The organism is Exiguobacterium sp. s181 (assembly GCF_018617125.1).
In the GTDB taxonomy this organism is placed as follows: Bacteria; Bacillota; Bacilli; order Exiguobacteriales; family Exiguobacteriaceae; genus Exiguobacterium; species Exiguobacterium profundum.
The window spans coordinates 16,911-37,029 of the sequence record NZ_JACSJM010000005.1; the positions used below are offsets into that span (position 1 = coordinate 16,911).

The window sequence follows — 20,119 nt, forward strand, 5'->3', positions numbered from 1 at the left end:
CTTTTCTTTTTTGTTTTACTCTTTACCCTCACGAATTCGTTGCGTAACACTCGGGTACGAGGGAATCATTTCTTCGAGCGGCTCATAATTCAATTTACCGTACGTTTTCCAAATGACTAAAATCGCAGCGGTCCATAATATGATTGTCAAATGAATAAACCCGATTGGATAACCACTTTCCGCTTCGAACCCGACCATCACGAACATTACGTTGAACATCGTATGCATGAGAAAGGCCGACCATAAATTGCGCGACGAACCGTTGTATACCCAAGTCATGATGATCGTATATGCCATCACGGCTAAGCCATACGCCCAAAATGACAAATTCGCCTGTCCTGTTCCAGCCATGAAGAAGAGCGGAATATGCCACATCGCCCAAAGGACCCCCAGTGACAGGCTAGCTAGAAGTGGAGAGAATCTTGATTGTAAGGCGTCCAGCAAATAGCCGCGCCATCCATACTCTTCCTGCAACGTCCCTCCGAGAAATAGCATATAGAAGAAGTATGGGACGACCCACCACGGTTCTCGAACGAGTAGGGCACCGCTTCGATCCGTCCACCAATACGCTACGAGAAATAAGAACGGAACCAACAAAAAAGGAATCGCATACGCCTTCCAACTCATCTGGAACTGAATGCTTTTCCGAAGAAGATGTGTCACCCCTTCCCCGCCCCGAAGTCGATACATCGTGAGAAACCCTGCAATGCTTGGACCAAACGCCCCTAAAATAACGATGACCATGATTGGTAAATCGGTCCACCAGTACAAACTTCCCCATATAAGCCATGAGTAGCCGAATGAGACCAATAAGAAAAAGTTGATGTATTTGTTTTTATACATAATCAGCACCCCTTCAGCAATGTAGTACCCGTTATTTGATTGGAAGAATAGCATTTGAATCTTTTTGTATGTAATTATAATTGTTCGGCATATAATGAAGTGATGAATGGATTAAATAACCCTATGAGGTATCGACACTATGGAACAGATTAGCACGCATACAACAAGTCACAATGGATTTTTGATGATACTCGCTTTTCTCATTGCCAGCGTTTCAGCCTTGATGGCACTCGAATTAGCGAAGCGGGTCACAGGAGGTGTGACAACGTCTCATCGTACTTGGATTTTATTTGGTGGTACCACGCTAGGTCTTGGCATCTGGTCCATGCATTTTGTGGCCATGCTCGGTCATGCGTCCTTACATGAGAGCACCTATTCGATTTGGCTCATTATCGGATCAATGATTCCGGCGATTGTCGGGTGCATCCTGTCGTTCGGTTTGATTTCTCGCAAGACGACATGGATGTCCTTACTGCAATCTTCCGGTTTGATGGGATTTGGAATCGTCAGCATGCATTATATTGGCATGAAAGCCATCCAAGGTGTTCAATTGGACTTTGATCCCTTATGGGTATTGATTTCAATTGGTATCGCTTGGGGCGCTTCCTTTCTCGCCTTATGGGTAGGTTTCTTTTCGTCCTACGCTACGGCACGGACATCCTTGCCCGTTAAACTAATGTTCTCCCTTCTGATGGGGACAGCTATTTTCAGTATGCACCTTGCTGGAATGCGGGCAACGACTATCATTCCTGATGCTTCACCCGCCAGGCAGGTTCCGATTGATCCGACCCTACTCGCATGGTTAGTCACGAGCATCGTGTTTCTCTTATTCGGGATGTACTTTATTGCGTATACGTTAGAACGACAAATCCAAAAACGTGACCTTTTTCAAACGACGATTTTAGAATCGACAACGGATGCTGTAGTGACGACGACAAGCGATGGTGAAATCCAATATCAAAATCAAGCGTTCGCTCACTTATTCGAGGGACATGCGACAGAACCCTTTTTTCAGGATTATCATCCTTTGCTGTCGGCTCAACAGCCGTTCTATCAGCCGGTACAAATTGACACGAATCATCGTACGTTAGAAGTGACGTCTTATCCACTTCAAGATGGTTCAAACAATCAAGTACTCTGGTTTATCCGAGATGTGACCGAAGCAGTCGCCTCTCAGCGTCTGATTGAACATATGGCTTTTCACGATGCATTGACGGACTTACCAAATCGGCATAAACTGGATGCCCTCTTGAAGGAATGTATCTCACAAGAACGTTCGGTCGCCTGTTTATACATCGACGTAAACCGCTGGCGTTTCCTAAGTGACATTCTCGGGCATCACGGAGCAGATGAGTTGATCATTCAAGTCGCTGACCGCCTCAAACATACGATTCACCCAGACGATGTATTGACACGAATCGGACCATCCGAGTTTGTCATTTTACTATTTGCGCAACGCAGTTCGCTCGCTCATCAAAAGGCTGAAAAATGTATTAAGGCGATTTCATCCAGCTTCGACGTGGATGGCACGACTCTTGAATTGACGATGAGTGCGGGAATCAGTCATTTCCCTAAGGATAGTGCTTCTTCCGAAGAACTTATTCAATTTTCTCGTCTTGCCGCTGATGAATCCAGACAAGATGGAGAGAATAATATCAAATTATTCGAAGAATCATCACGACCTCAACTCTTGCGCAATATCGAGATAGAAAAAGCACTCGTCACCGCACTAAGTAAAAACGAACTGACACTTGTCTATCAACCGAAAATCGATTTGAAGCGGAATCGATTAGAAGGCGCGGAAGCGTTACTTCGATGGCAACATCCACAAATCGGAAAGGTTGCGCCATCTGACTTCATCCCGATTGCGGAAAACACGGGGTTAATTCATTCGATTGGTCATTGGGTCATTCGGGAAGGTTGTCGCGCTTGGGTGCGTTGGCAACGAACTGGGATACGTCCCTTTACATTATCCCTTAACGTTTCCCCGCTCCAATTTGCGCGCAAAGACTTTGTTGATACGCTACAATCCATTCTTTTGGAGACGGGGATGGACCCGATGTATCTCGAATTGGAAGTGACCGAGTCCTCGATGCTTTCATATGAGGCCTCGACTCGTGAAAAACTGACACAGTTGCATCAGCTCGGAATCCTCATTTCTCTCGATGATTTTGGGACCGGCTATTCTTCTTTCAGCCAACTTCGGGAACTTCCTGTGCAAGTGCTGAAAATCGATCGGTCGTTTATCGAGAACCTGTTCACCGACCGCAATCAAGAGGCCATCGTCCGCTCGATGATTCAACTCGGTCACAACCTTGGTATGAAAGTTCTCATGGAAGGTGTGGAAACATCCGCTCAACTCGAATGGTTACTCAAGGAATCATGTGACTACGTACAAGGCTACTACTTCAGTCTTCCGTTGTCTGAGACAGACGTTCCACTTCACGTAAAACAAACAACGACCTATCTCGAATTCGGGAAACACTAAAAAATCGCTTCTGTCAGGTGACAGAAGCGATTTTTGATTAAGACACACGTTCTTTTTCTTCTTCCCGAATCAAATGATATTGATCAAGAATCAACTGAGTCAACGTGTCCCCTTCATGAAGATGAAGGTATTTTTCAATCGTTGACGAGATGCCGTGTTCTTCGATCGACAAATTCAGCTCCGACGATTCCGAGTCCTCCGGGTTGTAGTAATGAAGGGCTGCTGCAATCCCGTAAGCGAGTTCGTTTGGCTCGATGCCGTTATCCATCAATTCGCGTGCCGGTTTGACGAGACGGTCGCTCGGTCCAAGTTTGCGAATCGGCGAACGCGCCACGCGTGACACTTCATCCTTCAGTTTCGGATTTTCAAAGCGCTTGATGATTTTTTGAATGTATTGGCTATGCTCTTTCGCCTCGAATCCGTATTTCTCAAGCAATAACCAACCTGTCTCATATAATGCGCCTTGGACGACTTGACGGACGCGACGATCCTTCAGCGCCTCGTCAATCGTTGCCTTCCCGAACAACGAGCCGATATAAGAGGCGATGGCATGTCCTGTATTGACCGTGAATAATTTTCGTTCGATATACGGTCCGATTTCTTCAACCCATGTCACACCTTGAATCGGTGGTTGTTCGTTGAGCCCTTGTGTCTCGATGACCCATTCATGGAACGTCTCGACTTCCACGTAAAGCGGATCCTCATGTTGTTGTAGCGGGACGATGCGGTCGACTGCTGCGTTCGGGAAGAAGACATTCGCCTCCCCGACACCACCACACGCCTCTACTTTTTGGCGAAGAATTGCACTCCCACCAATCATGTTCTCACATGCGATGACATAGACCGGTGCATCCTCGACTTCACGAGCACGAAGTCCTTCACTGATCAAGGGTGCCACTTTTGAGAGGAGTGACGGTCCGACAGCCGTCGTCACGAGATCTGCTTCTGCAATCAATTCCACGACACGAGCCGGTTCTTTTAAACTGTTGACACCGCGAACACGGTCGACGACGATACGATCGACGCCGTCTTCTGCGAACCCGACCTCATAATGACGTTTTGCCTCAAGCGCTTCGATGACCGTATCATTGATGTCGACAAACGTCACCTCGTAACCGCTTTGGTTGAGCAATAATCCGATAAAGCCTCGTCCGATGTTTCCTGCCCCAAAGTGAACAGCTTTCATTTACGCCACCTCTTCCATAAAGAGCGCCAAGATTTCTTCCTTCGTTTTCGCCTGAACAAGGCGCTCTACATTGCTTTCGTCTGAGCAGAGAATCGCGATTTGCGATAGGAGCTCTAAATGTTCATCATTCACGCCTGCAATTCCGATGACGAGTTTGGCCGTTTGACCCCCAAAGTCGACCCCGTCTGGTACTTGCAGGAACGAGATCCCCGTCTTCTGAACCGCTGATTTCGCTGCTTCTGTACCGTGTGGAATGGCGACGTGATTTCCGATATAGACGTTTGCGATCTCTTGACGTTCATGCATCGCTTCTACATACTCCGGCGTCACACAGCCGGCGTCTTGTAGGACGGCTCCGGCTGCTGTGATTGCTTCCTCTGTCGTAGCGAATGTTTGGTTAAGTCGAATCATCTCTGTTTGAATGAATGGCATTTTAATTTCCTCCTAATGGCTAAACCGTGTCTCTATCTGTTCTGAGTTCAAGAAATTTTGCTACGTTCCGCTTTAATTTCTTCTACTAATTGGTCATAGTAATCGGCGTTCAAGAAGTTCGTGACCGAACGATGAATCGCATTCGGCGCTTGCGCTTCCGCGCGCTCCGTCAAATCTTCGTGTGTGATGACAAACTGAGCACCTTTCGGCAAGTTGCTGATGGACGTGTTCGTCACTTTGATTGGCAAGTTCGCTTTGTTGACCTTGTTCCGAAGAACCGATGCTCCCATGGCACTCGATCCCATCCCAGCGTCACAAGCGAAGATGATATGGTCGACTTTATCAAGACGATCTGTCACGAGAGCCGATGCGTAAGACTGCTTGCCTTTCATCGCACTCACGTTTTGTGTCGCTTCTTCGAGTGATACTTCCTCTGCTGCGCTCGATTTCAAGATGACACTCGCCACAGCGAACGTGACCGCTGCTGACAAGAGAATCCCTGCCACGAGTCCGAGATATGAACCGCGTGATGCCATCGCGAGAATGGCGAAGATACTACCTGGTGAAGCCGGTGCGACGAGACCGACATCAAAGAGTACGAACGTGAAGATCCCTGTTGCGCCCCCTGCGATCATCGCAAGGATCAAGATTGGCTTCATCAACACATATGGGAAGTAAATCTCGTGAATCCCACCAAGGAAATGAATGATGGCTGCACCCGGTGCCGTACGTTTCGCTGCACCTTTAGCAAAGAACATGTATGCGAGAAGTAATCCAAGACCTGGTCCTGGGTTAGCTTCAAGTAAGAAGAGAACGGACTTTCCAGCGTCTGCGACTTGATCGACACCAAGCGGGCTCAAGATCCCGTGGTTGATGGCGTTGTTCAAGAAGAGAACTTTTGCTGGTTCGATGAACAGACTTGCGACCGGAAGCAATTTCGCGCCGACGATCCAGTCAACACCTGCCGCCATCACTTTATCGAGGGCGCTCATGATCGGACCGAAGATTTCAAATCCTCCAAGCATGAGAAGACCACCGATGATTCCAACTGAGAAGTTGTTGACGAGCATTTCAAATCCCGCTTTAACTTTGCCTTCAAGGGCACGGTCGACTTGGCGGATGACATAACCACCGAGTGGACCCATGATCATCGCACCGAGGAACATCGGAATGTCGGTACCGACGATGACCCCCATCGTGGCGAGTGCCCCGACGACACCGCCTCGTACGTCATGAAGTAATTTACCACCAGTGAAACCGATGAGTAATGGTAAGAGATACGTGATTGTTGGACCAACGAGTTCTGCTAATTTTTCGTTTGGCCACCATCCTGTTGGAATGAAGAGTGCTGTGATAATCCCCCAGGCAATGAAGGCGCCGATGTTCGGCATGACCATCCCACTGAGGAAACTACCGAACCGTTGTACTTTGACTCGGACCCCGCCCGAGCTTGCTTGCGTATTCGCCATGTATAAAACCTCCAGTCGTTTAAATGTGAAAGGTTGAATGTGTAGTGTAGCTAACCGGTTTGTGCTCTACACCTGTATTGTATGCCTGGAGTAAGCGCTTTCTCAATTCAATCCAGTTCACACTTTGGCAACATTTTGTGCCAAACAAAAAAATGACCATGGTTCGGTCATTTTTCGTACAACGTCTCATGAATCATTTTCTTCATGCATTCGTGTAGGAGTAAACGAAGATCTTCTTTCGTTCCCGTGCTATAAAGACGCATATGCTCCTCGCTCTCAATGAGCGACCCGCTGATCGCACTTAGGAACTGAAGCTCGACGTCACGTGCTTCTTCCGGTGCCAGCAAGACAAGCAGACGTGTCACCGGTTCGGTCGACTGATCCATCATAAGGAGTGGGATCGATGTCGTTAAATCAAACGCAAACACACTCGCCTTCTCAATCGAGGCATGTCGTCCGTGGAATAACGCCAGTTTCGTACCAGGCACCCCAAGGCCCGCGACCTCGTGACGACGAAGCAGTTGGGCAGAGAGCTGAATTCCGCTTTGTACGAGGTCACGTTCTTCTAAATGTGTACCGATATCAAGCAAGATATCTTCTAAACGATCCGTATTATTGAGCGTGACCAAATCGAACTGGTCATCCATCCGTTCGAACGTCTCGACCAATTCCCCGAGTTCTGCGAAATCAAGCATCGTTGAACGCGGCTTCGTTGCGAGTGTCTGAAAGGATTGCGGTAAAGATAGTAAAAGATGACGGACGCGCTGTACTTCTTCACTCGTCAACAACGGATTGACAATCAATGTCGGTACCGAGAGTGGTGGTAATGGCACCGTCGACAAGATGACATCATATTCCTCAAGTCGGTGCTGCTCGAGTCCGAAAAGTGATGAGTTGACGACGTCTTGCATCTCTGGGAACTCTTGGCGTACCCGATTGACGAGCATCTTCGACGAACCGAGTCCGGCCGAACAGATGACGAGCGCCCGATATTCGCGGCGGCGCACCGGTTTGACGAGTGCTGCCGCAAAGTGCATCGCCCAAAAAACCGTTTCTTCTTCGGAGAACGTATTCGTCCCAAAGACGATGTCGGCGGCCTGTTGAATCGCCGAACGAAGTCCCGGATAGTCGCGGTCGATGTGGGGCTTGACCGTACTCGTCTCTGGTAGCGCCTGCGTATTCATACTCGAGAGGATGTGAGCAAGCAGTCCTCGTTCGAGAGCCGCGTCATCCGTAAAGGTAAACCCGTAGATGAGCGAGACGTGATGAATCAGTTTATGCACCCGAATCTGCATGATCCAGCGTTCTTCCTCGTCTTCTTTCATTTGATCTTTAATTGAGCGCAGACGATTCGCCTCTTCCGCGAACCAGACGCGTTCCGCCATCGAGTAAGTGATACCGAGAGCCGCTTCCATATCGGTGGCGACTTTCAGATAGTCCTCGGACCGTCCTTTCGTATACATCTCTAAAAAGAATCCAGACGCTAACCGCTCTTGTTGCACGCCGTAAGCGAACGTGACTCGCATGATGGTGCGGTCGTCCATCCGCTCAAACGAAAGGGATTTCAAATAATCATAACCGTCTCGAAGACCTTCAAGCATCTCCTCGCATGGTACCATCTTTAAAAAAGCAGGAATGTAGTCGTCTTCTCCACGGACGAAGCGATAAAATGCGAGCGTGTCCCAGTGGGCAAGCAGAGCGTTGATGAGTAGCTTACGCTTCTCGGACTCATAACCGAGCACTCTAGCCCCAACACCTTTTTTCCGTTCAACTTCTAAATGATACTCTTCGAACCATCGATCCAATTTCTCTAGGTCTTGTGTCAACGTACTCGGCGAGACGTGCATCTGTTTGGCGACCGCCTGCAATTTAAGCGTATCGTTCTCGAACAAGAGACGCCACGCCAGCTCAAATAAGCGGTCCTCGCTCGTCGGGATCGCTTCTGCGGATAAGATGAGGTCTTCTCGTAACTGTTGCTTCGCAGATGGTTTGCCGACCAGGCTCAGTCCATGACCGCGTTGCCAAGCGAGTTCGAGTTCGAACTCTTTTAAGATGCCTTCAAGTAATTGTCGTTCTCGTTGAATCGTGCGCTCAGACAAATTCACTGCTTGCGCGATTTCGGCGAGCGGTGCCGATGTCTCAGTTGCTAATAAGTGTAGTAAAATCGACCGTTCTCTCGTGGTCCACTCATGTCTCATGCTCATCCATCCATTCTTCTACAAGTAGTCGGTATTCCTCGAGCGACAGGAGTTGTCGGACTGACCGGACACATGCGGTCGGATGGGTGACCGGGGTCGCCCCTTCCTGATAGAGAATCAAATCCACCTCATTCGGGATGTTTTGAATCGTTCCGTGCGTAATCGTACAAGACAAGCGCCCCTCGCTTGCCTGTGCGAACAACTTCGCCGCCATCGCACTCGTCACAAATCCGCTATGGCAAGCAATGTATACGTTCATGTCAGCCCTTCTTTCGTCGCTTATCTTTATCTAATCATAAGTTGGAACCGCTTACTTATCTTACTATTTTGCTTGTTGGCAAAGATATCGGCAAGTAGTAAAAAGCACCTCTCCTGAAGAAAGGTGCCTTACACTATGTTCAGTTTATTCGACCGTCACCGATTTCGCCAAGTTCCGTGGCTTGTCGACGTCACAGCCGCGGGCGAGCGCCGCATAATATGCCATCAACTGAACCGGTAAGACGTTAATGAGCGGTGCCAAGAGTGGCTCGACGTGCGGCAAGATGAAGTCATCATTCTCATGTTCCACGCCTTGCATCGAAATGATACAGGCGTTCGCGCCACGGGCGACGACCTCTTTAACATTTCCACGAATATTCAAGTTCGTCTTCGGTTGTGAGATGAGCGCGATGACCGGTGTCCCGCCTTCGATCAAGGCGATTGATCCGTGCTTCAGTTCCCCACCTGGGTACCCTTCCGCTTGGATATACGAAATCTCTTTTACTTTGAGCGCTCCTTCGAGACAGACAGAAGCGTCAAGTCCACGACCGATAAAGAACGTGTTCGGTGTCGTCTTCAAATAACGTTCCGCAAGGTCTTCGAATAACTCTTTTTGCGCCATGATGGAGTCCATGATGGTCGCGACACGGGCGAGCTCCGGCATGAGATCAAACGGCAATTCTTTCCCTGTCGCACGGGCGATGTCATATGCGAGAATCGCGAGAACGGCGATTTGCGCCGTGTACGCTTTCGTCGAGGCGACCGCGATCTCTGGTCCTGCATGGAGGAGCATCGTCTCATTCGCTTCGCGTGAGAGCGTCGATCCCGGTACATTCGTCATGGTGAGCGCTTTGTATCCGCGTTTCTTCACTTCGACGAGCACGGCACGGCTGTCCGCCGTCTCACCGGATTGTGATAAGAAGACGAACAACGGACGTTCACTTAAGAGCGGCATATTATAGCCAAATTCAGAAGAAACGTGCACTTCTGTCGGAATGCCGGCGATGCGTTCTAAAATGTCTTTTCCGACGAGTCCCGCGTTATAGCTCGTCCCACATGCGACGATATAGATCCGGTCCGCTTCTGACACGAGCTCACGCACGCCTTCCGTGAGTTCGATCTCACCGTTCTCGTTCTGGTAATGCTGGATGATGTTGCGGATGACGGCCGGCTGCTCGTCCATCTCTTTCAACATGTAGTGCGCGTACGTGCCCTTCTCGATGTCTGACGCATCAATCTCGGCCGTGTATGGTGCACGCTCGAGTACTTCGCCGTCGAGCGTCTTGATCGTCGCCGACTCACGTGTGAGGATGACGATCTCACCATCGTGGAGCTCGAGGTACTGATCTGTCACCTGGAGCATCGCCATCGCGTCTGATGCGACGACGTTGAACGTGCCGTCACCGATTCCGACGAGGAGCGGTGACTTGTTCTTCCCGATATAGAGGCGCTCTTTGTCCTCTGAGTCGATCATCGCGATCGCATACGAACCGTGGAGGTCCGAGAGCGTCTTGCGGAACGCCGCCTCGACGTCGCCGAGCTCGACGAAGTGTTTCTCCATGAGCTGGACGATGACTTCCGTGTCCGTCTCCGAAAGGAACGGGACGTCGAGCGTGGCTTTCAATTGTTCGTCGTTCTCGATCACGCCGTTGTGCACGAGCGTGAAACGTCCTGTCGTGCTCTGATGCGGGTGGGCGTTCGGCACGCTCGGTACCCCGTGTGTCGCCCAACGTGTGTGGCCGATTCCGATTGTTCCTTCAGCATCAGCCGGTACAATGTCACGGAGTGCTTGAATCCGTCCCACTTCTTTGAACGTACGAACGTTTTCACCGACTAAGGCAATTCCTGCTGAATCATAGCCACGATACTCGAGCTTTTCAAGCCCTTTCAATAAAATCTCTTTCGTTCCAACTTGTCCAATCATTCCTACGATTCCACACATAAACAAATCTCCTCTATTCTTCGATTTCTCGAAAAAGGAAACGGGCTTTTTTGAGTGATGTCATCAAGTCTCGTTTTGTCCGCCCGGTCACCCGAACGTTTTATCAAGACTCTCTCAGTCGTGACACGCGACTGGAAGGCATCCGCCGAAATCTCGATCACCTTCGTCCTCGTCAACTCCGCAGAGTTCTGGCGCTTCCACTTCATATCTAGCCGTTTCTCCAGATACGCTTTCATGCTATCGAGTACAAGGCGTGTTGGATAGAGAAATTGTTAAAGTAGTCGCTAAATACTTTTTTACCGTTCATGTAAAAGTCACCACTTTCACTAAAAAGCCATCAATCCATCAGGTTTTCGAGTAGGGAGAGAACGGGCATGATACAAGTAACGAGTAAAGAAACGAGGGGAAACACATGGGTGGAATCTTCCTATTGATCGGCATTCTGTTATCCGTCTTATCCAGGTGGCTCGAATTTGAAGGCAATAGCACGTTAGGGGATGTCATGTTGTTTCCTGCGATTTTCTTTATGGCTATGGCTTTTCTCTGCAGTTTCCCTTATTTCAAGGAATGGTGGGGTGACCGCTCCACCCGTAAGAAAGCATTCTTTTTCGTGATTTTTGCCGCAGTCGGCATCCTATGTCTGCAAGCCGCTTTCTGGTTTGTCGTTTGGCGCAATCAATGGCTCGGACTTCTTCTCCTTCTTCCCTTTGCGGCATGTGTGGGGTTCATCGCTCGATTATTCAAATAAAAAGAGGATGCGCAATCGCACATCCTCCTTTTTAATTCAGGGTGAAGTCAACCATCACACCGTAATGATCACTCGGTACAACATCCCTACTCGTCCGCATGTCGCCGAATATATCGATATGCTGAACCTCGAGTTCACTACATTCCGAACGTACCAGAATCCAATCATATCGTTCAGGCTGCTCGAGATGAGAAGATTGTAGGTACGGATTGTGCTTTACGTCTAACGTCGGGCGTGCCTCTTCGCCAACAAACGTCGTCACGTCCAGCCACCCTGCATCTGATACATCATCATAGATATTCGATCGAGGATGATCATTGAAATCTCCACACAACACTTCAATCGCCTTTTGGCGCCCCTTGCTTAACCAGTCTCGTACCACTTTCATCTGGCATTCTCGAATCGAAGAAGAGTGCCAGTTCAGATGCACATTCGTGATGCCCCATTCCTGACCGCCGAACGTAAGCGTCACTCGAGTCGCACAATAGTTTGACTCTTCCACATCCTCTGCCCAAATCGCTTCAACTGAAGACAAAGGAATATTACTCAAAAAAGCGAGTCCTTCGTCCGGTGAGTCGGGGTAAGGATGAAAGACGCAAAACGGATAACCCGTTGCTTCCGCAATATCATGAGCTACACTGCCTTTTTCATAAGAACGGACTTCTTGCAGTGCAATCAAATCCGCGTCGATTCGTTTCACTTCTTGGCAAATCGCATCGATTCGTTTTTGCCATGACGTGTCATGATTCCAAATATTATATGTCGCAATCCTCACTTCATCTTCCTACTTTCTCGAGTGAGTCACGCGCCCCCCCATTTTTGTTCTTCTCTTAATTCACGTTCCGTGACGTAGTTCTCATCAAGACGAACCATATATCGCTCGTACCATTTATGACCGATGACGGATATGACACCTCCAGTGACCATCAACCCAATAAAGTAAGGTGTCTCAATTTGTTTCGTTACCCATCCGAACATGAGGATGAGCAAAATCGGGAACGTCAAAAAATTAAAAATCGACATCAAGTGTATGTGACGTTTGGCGTCTCGATTCGTTAAATACTTCAATTGAATCGTTTCTTTCTTCCAAGATTTTTTAATCGCAAATAGACCCGCAAATTGACCAATCAAAAGAACAGTTCCTGCTGACACCCATCCTTTTTCAGTCGCAACAAACAGCACAATACAGATCATCCACGACAGAAAAGTGAAGACTCCATTCTTTTCAGTTTCCACTCTGACAAGCTCTCTCATCTGATCACGCTTGTTCACGACGTTGCTCCTTCTCGTATTCACGGACCTCACGAATTTCTTTTAAATCTTGATCCGTCAAATAGTTTTCATCGTAAGACTGAATGACGCGGTCGAACCGCTTCGCCAAGTATTCAATCCCGAAAAACGTCAGTTGCGAAAGGAGGAACATACGGAACGATTGTGGACCTGTCGTTTCACTCGTGAAGTAAAAGAGTCCGTAAATCCCGACACCCGTCAAAGCGAGCGTATGTGCCATCATCTTGAACGATAAGAGGTTACGTGCCGTCTGATTCGTCACAAAGCGCAACCACATCCGATATTGGATAAAAATACCTGTTAAGATTGCGGCGAGCACCGCATATAATGTTCCCGTGACGACACCATCTGAGAGTGTCCAATACGAGGCATAAATCAAAAAACTGACGACGAGTCCGATTCCGATGATGCCGACACCCCATTTAGTCAAGCGGTCTACTTTTAGAATCGTGTCGATTTGCGCTTTTACTTTTGGTGATGGTTCCATATGGCTCCCTCGCTTTCTAGTATCGCTTCATACGTTGGTAATCCTGACTGATGCGTATGGATTCGCTCTTCCCACTTCTTCTCTCGATACGATTTCGTCAACCCCCAAAGGGCGACGATCCCACCGGTCAGGATGAAGGCATCTTCGTTCACATACATCGGGATGAAGAGCACAAATAACGAAACAGCACTAATCCAACAGTCAACGAGTCGATATCGCAACACCCGAACGACGTTTTGATGTTCGGCAAAAGGGCGAATGACTCGATATTCCATATATCCTTTATAAGCCATGCCAATGGATACGACCAACATGACCGGGATGACCCACGTCGCCTGTATCCGTAACATGGTGATGAACGAAATGAGGAATATGACGAGTACCGGCCAGCCAAAGAATCGATCAAATTGTTTAGCATGCGCGACTGTAAGTTCAACTTGACGATTCATGTGCGACACTCCCTTCAATCACTTCCTCATACGTCGGTAATTCCGGATCGATTTGTTTAAGTTGCTTCGTGAACCACTTCTGCCGAATCGGACTGAGTACTCCCCATATCCCAAAAAAGAGACCTATCACGAGACCAAAATCTTCCGCTGTCAGAAGTGTCACCATGAGCGCCGTCAACAAAATCGCATCCACCCATTCGAATACGTATTGGAATATAAGCATTCGATGCGCCTTCGGATGTTTTGTCATTCGCCACATGATACGCATCTCTTGAAAACCCATCACGACGATGATTAAGGAGACCGAACCCATGATGGGAATGAGCCACATTTTATCTAATAAGAGAGCGACAATGACGGCCGTGACATAAAGAATCAAGATGGGTACGGCATACCGTCGCATTCGTCGCATCCACTTTACGTCTTGCTCCACTTATATCGCCTCCTTGTTAAAGTTGATACACTCTACATCTTGTCGTTTTGTCTGCGCCTCCACGTTCCATGTCCATAACATCGCGCCTACGATGAAAACCGTGACACATACATACGCCACGTTTGATGTGAACAATAATTGATGATTCAATGCGAGAAAAAAGGCAACACTGTTGATCCCGTCCCGAGCAAGCTGACGACGATATAACCCTTTCAACTCTGGTTGAAACCCCAGACGCATCTGATAACGCTTCACATATAACATGTTCAGCGGAATGAGTGTGCAGGCGATATACAGCACACCCCATGTAAGGTCATCCGTCCATAAACTGATAGGAAACATGAGTACCACTAATGTTCCAAATATGCCGAAGATCCATTGGTCGAATAAACGCTTCCATGCTTTTTCTTGCGTTATGCGTTCATTCATCTCTTCAACCGTTGTTTCTCGGATTGATCCATCAAAGGCATGCGTTCTCCAAACTGTCTTTGGAAAGTCTGACCGAACACCATCCACAAGGTGAGAACAACAAAAATTGTCAATGTGTCAACTTGCATAATGAGAAGCGCCACCGTGATCACAATGAGGATTGCTGAATCCACTAAATCATATATGAGCTCCCATTTTAGAGACTTGACTTTAATTTTTTCGCTTTCATGCGTACGATGTTTCTGATACTTGCTAACATCTATCCCAATCATCGCGATTCCGACAACAATGAGTGGAACTGTCAACCATACATTACCTTCAAAGTATGACACGGCAAGAGCCATGAGTATGAACGCAAACGAGGTATATTTTATTCGAAGTGATGACTTCCACCATGTATCCTCTTGTACAAATCGATTTTGATTGTTCACTTAACAAACACCCTTTCTTTACAGGACCCACCTTTCTTATACGCAATCTCTTTTTATATTGTTTCACATTTTCCGAATATTCTCGCAATGAATCGTTCGACTTTTTTCAACAATTGACGAATGAAAGAGATATGCCTGAAACAAAAACGACAGCCCTTCTCAGCAATGAAAAGGGCTGTTATATTTAGGAAAAAGAGTTAAGGAGTTGGAAATTTGAAAGCATTTTACCCTTCTATATTCGCCTTTATCGCAGGTCTATCGGGATTAATCGGATTGTTGCTTCAATCGGTTTACCCCATCATGTTGTCTCCCGTCTTTTTACTCATTGCGGGATACTCGGTGGTACATATGAAGAAGCAGAAAACAATCGTCCGAAATTATACAGCGAGCTTCATCATCTTATCGAGTGCCACCCTCGCATTCGGTCTTGGCTTCCAGTCCATCATCCCGTACGCCATGCTCATCGGGGTCGTGCTACATATGGTCTGTCTGATTGCTGCATTCATCGCGCTCGGACGGTATCGGGCTCACATCTCATGAAGGTTGTGACAGGCCTCGGATGGGGCGCGTCCATTCTAGCGCTCGCCCTCACCCCACTACCACTACTTGCCGTCGATTGGATTCTCATCTATTTACTTGAAGACACATCGTTCCCGGTCTTATCAACACTCGCTATGCTCGGTTGTTTCTATCTGTTGTCGACAATCCTCAGTTTTTTCGTTGATGCGTTAACGGGAGCATTACGTTCGTTTGTTCATACGAACATACCGCGTCTACTCGACAGCATTCTTCATGGAATCGTGAGCGGAATCAGTCTATACGTCGTACTGACTCTCTTTCCGTCTATCGATTTATCGACGCTCACTGTCATGGCGATTGTATTCGTGCACGTATTCGGTACATCGTTTTGGATAAACCGGGAGGATTTGAAAGAAAAGACGCCACTCGAGCTCGATTCGATTGATCAACAGATTGTTCACTTGTTACGCACGGAAACAATCGTCTTCTGCGTCGAACGCATACAGAGGGATTACCCGGACTTACCGAAGCGGGATGTTTTGAAACGGGTCAGACGGATCAGTCAATCTAATCAAGTCGCCACCAGCGAATCGTGAGATGTACCTCGGTGCTTAGTGGTGACCAATATAAACAAACGCCAGCCCTGTATGAGGTGCTGGCGTTTTACAGATTTTACGAACGGGAAAGCCCATATCGTTCATAGCCCGCCTTTAGGCATGGGATGAGAGTGAGTTCGGATATTTTTACATCCGACGTTCGGGTATACTTATCCCATAGACAAGAACAAGTCTCTAAAACGCCTGCGTCCATCGCCCCTTGAAAATCGTATACGGTTCGGTCATGAAAACATATGACCGGTAAAACGATGCCTGTCGTCATGCAAAAGACGCTAAAACATCAGGTGGACGCACCTGCAACGACCTGTGGTGGATGGTAACAGTCCACCAGCCTGAGAACCTATACGGTCTGTCTCAGGAGGGGTGATGGCACACCCTCATCTGAAGGCTTGAGCAAAACAGAAATGGACTGCGCTCGCACAAGCACTTCAGAATCCCACGGTTTTAATCGTGGGAGTGTCAAGTCTCTTCTTTTCGGAGTGAGTATCCGTCGACCTCTAACAACCGCATCCGTCTCTGATCAATCGCCGCATGGACAATCACGGTCACTCCTGGATTAAGCTCCATCATCTTCTTGATTTTGCGTAAATCGTCCCCTTTGATCTCAATAGGCAACACGAACTCCCCTTCTCTCAAATGAATGAACTTGATCTTCCCTTGGTCGTCATAGCCTGTTACTTCGTATGTCGAAAATTCTCGTTTCATGAATATCCCTCCCCTCTTACAGTTCCCGTAACAGATAAAATGCACACAAAAAATCCATCCCCGTAGCGGCAGGGATGGATGCATGTTACGCCTCGACGCTATCCGCGTGTTTGGCTTTATGGTCGGCGATGACACCAGCACACCACTTCGCGCTATCTTTCCAGATACGCTCTTGTGTCTCAAAGTCGATATAGAGGATTCCGAAGCGTTTCTCGTATCCGAAGCTCCATTCGAAGTTATCCATGAGCGACCAGAGGTAGTAGCCTTGAATGTTCATGCCTTCATCGTTCAAGTCAGAAACGGCTTCGAGGTGCTGGCGGACGTAGTCGATCCGATTATCGTCATGGACTTCGCCATTTTCCAGCACGTCGTCAAATGCGGCGCCATTCTCTGTGATGTAGATGGGAAGGTCAGTATACTCGGCGCGTAAACGACGGATCAGGTCTTTGAATTCGTTCGGGGCGATATCCCTGCCCATGCCCGTCTTCTCGTAATCCGAGTAAGCGTCTGCCTTCAAGAAATCATTTGCTGCATTGAACTTGACAATGCCACGGCTGTAGAAGTTAATGCCGAAGAAATTGCAAGCTGTCGAGATTGTCTCCATATCACCCGATTGGATGAAATCGAAGTTATGCACATATTTAGAGAACAAGTTCATCATGTCGACCGGATACTGGCCTTTAAAGACCGGATCGAGGAACCAACGATTCGAATATCCGTCGGCATTGTTCATCGCAAGGCGGTCATTCGCCGAATCCGTCTTCGCGTAGATCGGTGACAAGTTGAGCGTGATGCCGATCGGGGTCGTGGATGTCATCTCTCGCTTCAACAATTCGACCGCTTTTCCGTGCGACAACAAGATGCGGTGCACGGCGCGTACCGCTTCGTTCATGTCACAACGACCCGGTGCGTGAACACCGACATGGTATAGCCGAGGAAGCCAGCACACCAAGGCTCATGGTAAGTAAGCTAACAAGTTTACGCATGTGTTGTTCCCATCCTTTTTTATAAGTAATAGTAGAGAGCGTTTGCAAAAAGAGTGGATAATTATCGAAAGCGGTTTCGATTTTCTCTAAAAAATGACTTTCGAAATCGCGCTCCCCTCTCCATCCACTGAAGAAAAGAGAGCGACTTCGAAATATCATTGGCTATAAATCACTGTTTGACCGGTGCACAGGATGCCCGTTCGACTAAGCGTACCGGAATGATGCGACGTTCGGTGAGTCGCTCTTTCGCGGTCATTTGTTCGAGTAAAAGTTCTGCTGCCGCTTCCCCGATTTCATCCGTATCTTGGCGAATCGTGGTCAGTTTCGGCGTGATGTATTGTATCATTTCAATGTCATCATATCCGATGACAGAGATGTCATTCGGGACATGAAGACCGTGTTCGTGAATGGCTTCGATTACACCGATTGCCATTTGATCCCCGGCCACAAAGACTGCAGTCGGTTGATCGTCTAGTTCAAGCAATCGTTCCATCGCTTGCTTGCCTTCCTCAACCGAGAAGAAACCGGCGTTGACGAGGTAGCCCGGTCGAATCGGAAGGTCCAGCTCTTGCATCGCAAGTTCATATCCTTTGATTCGCGCCGCTCCGGCGTCAATCGTTTCATCCCCAGCGATGTGGGCAATTTTTCGGTGACCGAGTTCATAGAGATAATTCACGGCGAGACGCGCCCCTTCGATGTTATCGGAATAGACGACGCTACAGTTAGCGCTGTCCATATCGACGACGACGATTGGGATGTCGCTTCGCATGAGCTCTTGAACTTGCTCATCCATTCGGTCCGAGCAGATGACGACGATGCCGTCGACCGCACGGTGTTTAAAATGTTCGAGGTAACTCATGTCACGATTGCGTAGATTTCGCGAGGCGAAAATCAAATCGTAGCCTTGCTCCTCTGTCGCGTGACGAAAACTTTCGATGATCCCGTTGAAGAACGGGTGTTTCATCCCGACTTCATTCGCTTCTGAGAACATGACCCCAATCGCCCATGATTTTTTCGTCGATAACGACTGGGCATGTGCGTTCGGCAAGTAGTCCATCTCAGCAGCGGCTTGAAGAATTTTCGCTCTCGTCTTGTCACTCACGTCTTTGTAATTGTTCAACGCTTTGGACACTGTCGTGATCGAGAATCCTGTTTTTTTGGCTAAATCATAAATCGTACCCATGTCATTCCCCTCTTCCCGAAAGCGCTTTCGGTAATTTGATTGTAGCGTATGGATTTGTAGGAATCAATTCTTTTTCGAGGAAACTTTTTGATTCTTTCTTCCATTCCTTGTTTCTTCTATATTACTGTATCGGGAAATTTTTGTCCTTAATGTGTCCGCGTATACAACCACACAAGATTCGTAAACTTTTGCACCTCTGTTTCGCCCGTCACGCCTTTAAATAGACGCTGGAACGGCTTCAACAATTGCTCTAACACGATTTTTCGAAGACGCTCTTGTTTGAGCTCGAACGAAATCGCATCGAACAAATCACGCTGTTCTTCCGTCATCTCGACATGCTCTTCGATACGAGCAGCCATCTCGATCAATTCTTCGATTGTGACTAGGTGTTTATCTGTCGTCCCCCGCATTTGCTCGACCGTAACCGGGTTCAAGACGTGCTCCCCTGTCTCTATCATTCGTGCAGCAATCAGTTCTACGTACGCATATAAACTCCTTACGATTTTTTGAGGAGAGTAAGCGGCATTCGTGATCCGGTTCGTGAACAAGATATGTTGCAACATTCCGTTGAAGAGCACCGTTAATTCCATCGAATACGGTCTGACAGCCTCTCCGATAATTTCCGTTAAACGCATCGCAATCCATTCAATCTCATAAATGCGATGTTGAAGAACAAGTTTCTTCAATTCATTCTCGTTTGACGACATGATCGATTCAAATAACGCATGCAAATTCCGTTCTTCGTTCAATTGAATCAATATCGAGATTTGCTCGATGAAGACGTCACGATCTCGTTTATCGCGCCCCATCTGCATCTCAATCCGGCGTTGCCCTGCATCATATCGTAAGTTCTCGAGGATACTGGCGACACAATCCGTCTTCGATGAGAAGTAGTTATAAAACGTCCCTTTGGAGATATTGGCACGGTCGATAATCTCTTGCACCGATGTGTGTTGCACTCCATTTTCGATGAAGAGAGACATGGCAATATCGGCGACTTTTCTTTTTTTCTCTTTCATTCTTACA

The 20,119-nt window shown here is 47.9% G+C and carries 21 protein-coding genes and 1 pseudogene; 4 read left to right on the forward strand and 18 right to left on the reverse strand.

Annotated elements, in window-relative coordinates:
- Nucleotides 1-15: 15 nt before the first annotated feature.
- Nucleotides 16-843: a CPBP family intramembrane glutamic endopeptidase gene (locus KNO70_RS14080; protein ID WP_251025012.1), complete on the reverse strand. Its 828-nt coding sequence runs from the start codon at nt 841-843 to the stop codon at nt 16-18.
- Nucleotides 844-982: 139 nt separating this feature from the next.
- Here KNO70_RS14080 and KNO70_RS14085 point away from each other — a divergent pair, with 139 nt between their 5' ends.
- The gene (locus tag KNO70_RS14085) at nt 983-3,331 is read left to right on the forward strand and encodes a bifunctional diguanylate cyclase/phosphodiesterase (RefSeq protein WP_214812755.1); all 2,349 of its coding nucleotides are present in this window, start codon (nt 983-985) and stop codon (nt 3,329-3,331) included.
- 37 nt (nt 3,332-3,368) lie between these two features.
- Here KNO70_RS14085 and KNO70_RS14090 read toward each other — a convergent pair whose 3' ends face one another.
- The 6 genes from KNO70_RS14090 to glmS form a co-directional block, all read right to left on the reverse strand.
- Nucleotides 3,369-4,517, reverse strand: coding sequence for a mannitol-1-phosphate 5-dehydrogenase (locus tag KNO70_RS14090; RefSeq protein ID WP_078146236.1), 1,149 nt, complete (start codon nt 4,515-4,517; stop codon nt 3,369-3,371).
- Nucleotides 4,518-4,949 (reverse strand): PTS mannitol transporter subunit IIA, encoded by a 432-nt coding sequence (locus tag KNO70_RS14095; protein ID WP_078146235.1) that lies wholly within the window; start codon nt 4,947-4,949, stop codon nt 4,518-4,520. It abuts the gene before it with no gap.
- 47 nt (nt 4,950-4,996) lie between these two features.
- Nucleotides 4,997-6,418 carry a PTS mannitol transporter subunit IIBC gene (locus KNO70_RS14100; RefSeq protein WP_078146234.1) on the reverse strand — a complete coding sequence of 474 codons (1,422 nt, stop codon included), beginning with the start codon at nt 6,416-6,418 and terminating at the stop codon, nt 4,997-4,999.
- 167 nt (nt 6,419-6,585) lie between these two features.
- Nucleotides 6,586-8,616: a BglG family transcription antiterminator gene (locus KNO70_RS14105; protein WP_168169829.1), complete on the reverse strand. Its 2,031-nt coding sequence runs from the start codon at nt 8,614-8,616 to the stop codon at nt 6,586-6,588.
- Nucleotides 8,606-8,875 (reverse strand): PTS sugar transporter subunit IIB, encoded by a 270-nt coding sequence (locus tag KNO70_RS14110; RefSeq protein ID WP_078146232.1) that lies wholly within the window; start codon nt 8,873-8,875, stop codon nt 8,606-8,608. The genes KNO70_RS14105 and KNO70_RS14110 overlap by 11 nt, the downstream gene beginning before the upstream one ends.
- Before the next feature lie 144 nt (nt 8,876-9,019).
- Entirely contained in the window at nt 9,020-10,816 is a 1,797-nt protein-coding gene (glmS, locus tag KNO70_RS14115) for a glutamine--fructose-6-phosphate transaminase (isomerizing) (protein ID WP_214685744.1), read from the reverse strand.
- A gap of 412 nt (nt 10,817-11,228) precedes the next feature.
- Between glmS and KNO70_RS14120 the strand changes: the two genes are divergently transcribed.
- On the forward strand, nt 11,229-11,564 hold the full coding sequence (locus KNO70_RS14120; RefSeq protein ID WP_078146229.1) for a hypothetical protein: 336 nt from the start codon (nt 11,229-11,231) through the stop codon (nt 11,562-11,564).
- Nucleotides 11,565-11,595: 31 nt separating this feature from the next.
- Here KNO70_RS14120 and KNO70_RS14125 read toward each other — a convergent pair whose 3' ends face one another.
- Genes KNO70_RS14125 through KNO70_RS14155 form a run of 7 tightly spaced genes read right to left on the reverse strand, consistent with a single transcriptional unit; the run spans nt 11,596 to nt 15,083 of the window.
- Nucleotides 11,596-12,339, reverse strand: a complete 744-nt coding sequence (locus KNO70_RS14125; RefSeq protein WP_078146228.1) for an endonuclease/exonuclease/phosphatase family protein — start codon at nt 12,337-12,339, stop codon at nt 11,596-11,598.
- Nucleotides 12,340-12,365: 26 nt separating this feature from the next.
- The gene (locus tag KNO70_RS14130) at nt 12,366-12,836 is read right to left on the reverse strand and encodes a hypothetical protein (protein WP_078146227.1); all 471 of its coding nucleotides are present in this window, start codon (nt 12,834-12,836) and stop codon (nt 12,366-12,368) included.
- On the reverse strand, nt 12,823-13,341 hold the full coding sequence (locus KNO70_RS14135) for a hypothetical protein (RefSeq protein ID WP_078146226.1): 519 nt from the start codon (nt 13,339-13,341) through the stop codon (nt 12,823-12,825). The genes KNO70_RS14130 and KNO70_RS14135 overlap by 14 nt, the downstream gene beginning before the upstream one ends.
- Nucleotides 13,320-13,790, reverse strand: coding sequence for a hypothetical protein (locus KNO70_RS14140; protein WP_078146225.1), 471 nt, complete (start codon nt 13,788-13,790; stop codon nt 13,320-13,322). The genes KNO70_RS14135 and KNO70_RS14140 overlap by 22 nt, the downstream gene beginning before the upstream one ends.
- A complete protein-coding gene (locus KNO70_RS14145) occupies nt 13,774-14,223 on the reverse strand; it encodes a hypothetical protein (protein WP_078146224.1) in 450 nt (149 codons plus the stop codon). Before KNO70_RS14145 ends, KNO70_RS14140 begins: the two co-directional genes overlap by 17 nt.
- Nucleotides 14,224-14,652, reverse strand: a complete 429-nt coding sequence (locus tag KNO70_RS14150; protein WP_074032520.1) for a hypothetical protein — start codon at nt 14,650-14,652, stop codon at nt 14,224-14,226. It abuts the gene before it with no gap.
- The gene (locus tag KNO70_RS14155) at nt 14,649-15,083 is read right to left on the reverse strand and encodes a hypothetical protein (RefSeq protein ID WP_078146223.1); all 435 of its coding nucleotides are present in this window, start codon (nt 15,081-15,083) and stop codon (nt 14,649-14,651) included. The genes KNO70_RS14150 and KNO70_RS14155 overlap by 4 nt, the downstream gene beginning before the upstream one ends.
- A gap of 213 nt (nt 15,084-15,296) precedes the next feature.
- Here KNO70_RS14155 and KNO70_RS14160 point away from each other — a divergent pair, with 213 nt between their 5' ends.
- Nucleotides 15,297-15,623, forward strand: coding sequence for a hypothetical protein (locus tag KNO70_RS14160; protein ID WP_078146222.1), 327 nt, complete (start codon nt 15,297-15,299; stop codon nt 15,621-15,623).
- On the forward strand, nt 15,620-16,198 hold the full coding sequence (locus tag KNO70_RS14165; protein WP_078146221.1) for a hypothetical protein: 579 nt from the start codon (nt 15,620-15,622) through the stop codon (nt 16,196-16,198). The genes KNO70_RS14160 and KNO70_RS14165 overlap by 4 nt, the downstream gene beginning before the upstream one ends.
- Nucleotides 16,199-16,678: 480 nt before the next feature.
- Here KNO70_RS14165 and KNO70_RS14170 read toward each other — a convergent pair whose 3' ends face one another.
- The 4 genes and pseudogenes from KNO70_RS14170 to KNO70_RS14185 all read right to left on the reverse strand — a co-directional run bounded on the left by KNO70_RS14170 (nt 16,679) and on the right by KNO70_RS14185 (nt 20,112).
- Entirely contained in the window at nt 16,679-16,924 is a 246-nt protein-coding gene (locus KNO70_RS14170) for a hypothetical protein (protein ID WP_078146220.1), read from the reverse strand.
- Between the two features lie 85 nt (nt 16,925-17,009).
- Nucleotides 17,010-17,893, reverse strand: a pseudogene (locus tag KNO70_RS14175) (family 1 glycosylhydrolase); the annotation flags it as partial.
- Nucleotides 17,894-18,079: 186 nt separating this feature from the next.
- On the reverse strand, nt 18,080-19,093 hold the full coding sequence (locus KNO70_RS14180; RefSeq protein ID WP_078146219.1) for a LacI family DNA-binding transcriptional regulator: 1,014 nt from the start codon (nt 19,091-19,093) through the stop codon (nt 18,080-18,082).
- A 146-nt stretch (nt 19,094-19,239) separates the two neighbouring features.
- Nucleotides 19,240-20,112, reverse strand: coding sequence for a TetR/AcrR family transcriptional regulator (locus KNO70_RS14185; protein ID WP_214812756.1), 873 nt, complete (start codon nt 20,110-20,112; stop codon nt 19,240-19,242).
- Nucleotides 20,113-20,119 lie beyond the last annotated feature (7 nt).

What these genes read in the sequence shown, in the direction of transcription:
- KNO70_RS14080 (WP_251025012.1), bottom strand. Translation starts at nt 843, where the DNA reads ATGTATAAAAACAAATACATCAACTTTTTCTTATTGGTCTCATTCGGC.
- KNO70_RS14085 (WP_214812755.1), top strand. Translation starts at nt 983, where the DNA reads ATGGAACAGATTAGCACGCATACAACAAGTCACAATGGATTTTTGATG.
- KNO70_RS14090 (WP_078146236.1), bottom strand. Translation starts at nt 4,517, where the DNA reads ATGAAAGCTGTTCACTTTGGGGCAGGAAACATCGGACGAGGCTTTATC.
- KNO70_RS14095 (WP_078146235.1), bottom strand. Translation starts at nt 4,949, where the DNA reads ATGCCATTCATTCAAACAGAGATGATTCGACTTAACCAAACATTCGCT.
- KNO70_RS14100 (WP_078146234.1), bottom strand. Translation starts at nt 6,418, where the DNA reads ATGGCGAATACGCAAGCAAGCTCGGGCGGGGTCCGAGTCAAAGTACAA.
- KNO70_RS14105 (WP_168169829.1), bottom strand. Translation starts at nt 8,616, where the DNA reads ATGAGACATGAGTGGACCACGAGAGAACGGTCGATTTTACTACACTTA.
- KNO70_RS14110 (WP_078146232.1), bottom strand. Translation starts at nt 8,875, where the DNA reads ATGAACGTATACATTGCTTGCCATAGCGGATTTGTGACGAGTGCGATG.
- glmS (WP_214685744.1), bottom strand. Translation starts at nt 10,816, where the DNA reads ATGTGTGGAATCGTAGGAATGATTGGACAAGTTGGAACGAAAGAGATT.
- KNO70_RS14120 (WP_078146229.1), top strand. Translation starts at nt 11,229, where the DNA reads ATGGGTGGAATCTTCCTATTGATCGGCATTCTGTTATCCGTCTTATCC.
- KNO70_RS14135 (WP_078146226.1), bottom strand. Translation starts at nt 13,341, where the DNA reads ATGGAACCATCACCAAAAGTAAAAGCGCAAATCGACACGATTCTAAAA.
- KNO70_RS14140 (WP_078146225.1), bottom strand. Translation starts at nt 13,790, where the DNA reads ATGAATCGTCAAGTTGAACTTACAGTCGCGCATGCTAAACAATTTGAT.
- KNO70_RS14150 (WP_074032520.1), bottom strand. Translation starts at nt 14,652, where the DNA reads ATGAATGAACGCATAACGCAAGAAAAAGCATGGAAGCGTTTATTCGAC.
- KNO70_RS14165 (WP_078146221.1), top strand. Translation starts at nt 15,620, where the DNA reads ATGAAGGTTGTGACAGGCCTCGGATGGGGCGCGTCCATTCTAGCGCTC.
- KNO70_RS14170 (WP_078146220.1), bottom strand. Translation starts at nt 16,924, where the DNA reads ATGAAACGAGAATTTTCGACATACGAAGTAACAGGCTATGACGACCAA.
- KNO70_RS14180 (WP_078146219.1), bottom strand. Translation starts at nt 19,093, where the DNA reads ATGGGTACGATTTATGATTTAGCCAAAAAAACAGGATTCTCGATCACG.
- KNO70_RS14185 (WP_214812756.1), bottom strand. Translation starts at nt 20,112, where the DNA reads ATGAAAGAGAAAAAAAGAAAAGTCGCCGATATTGCCATGTCTCTCTTC.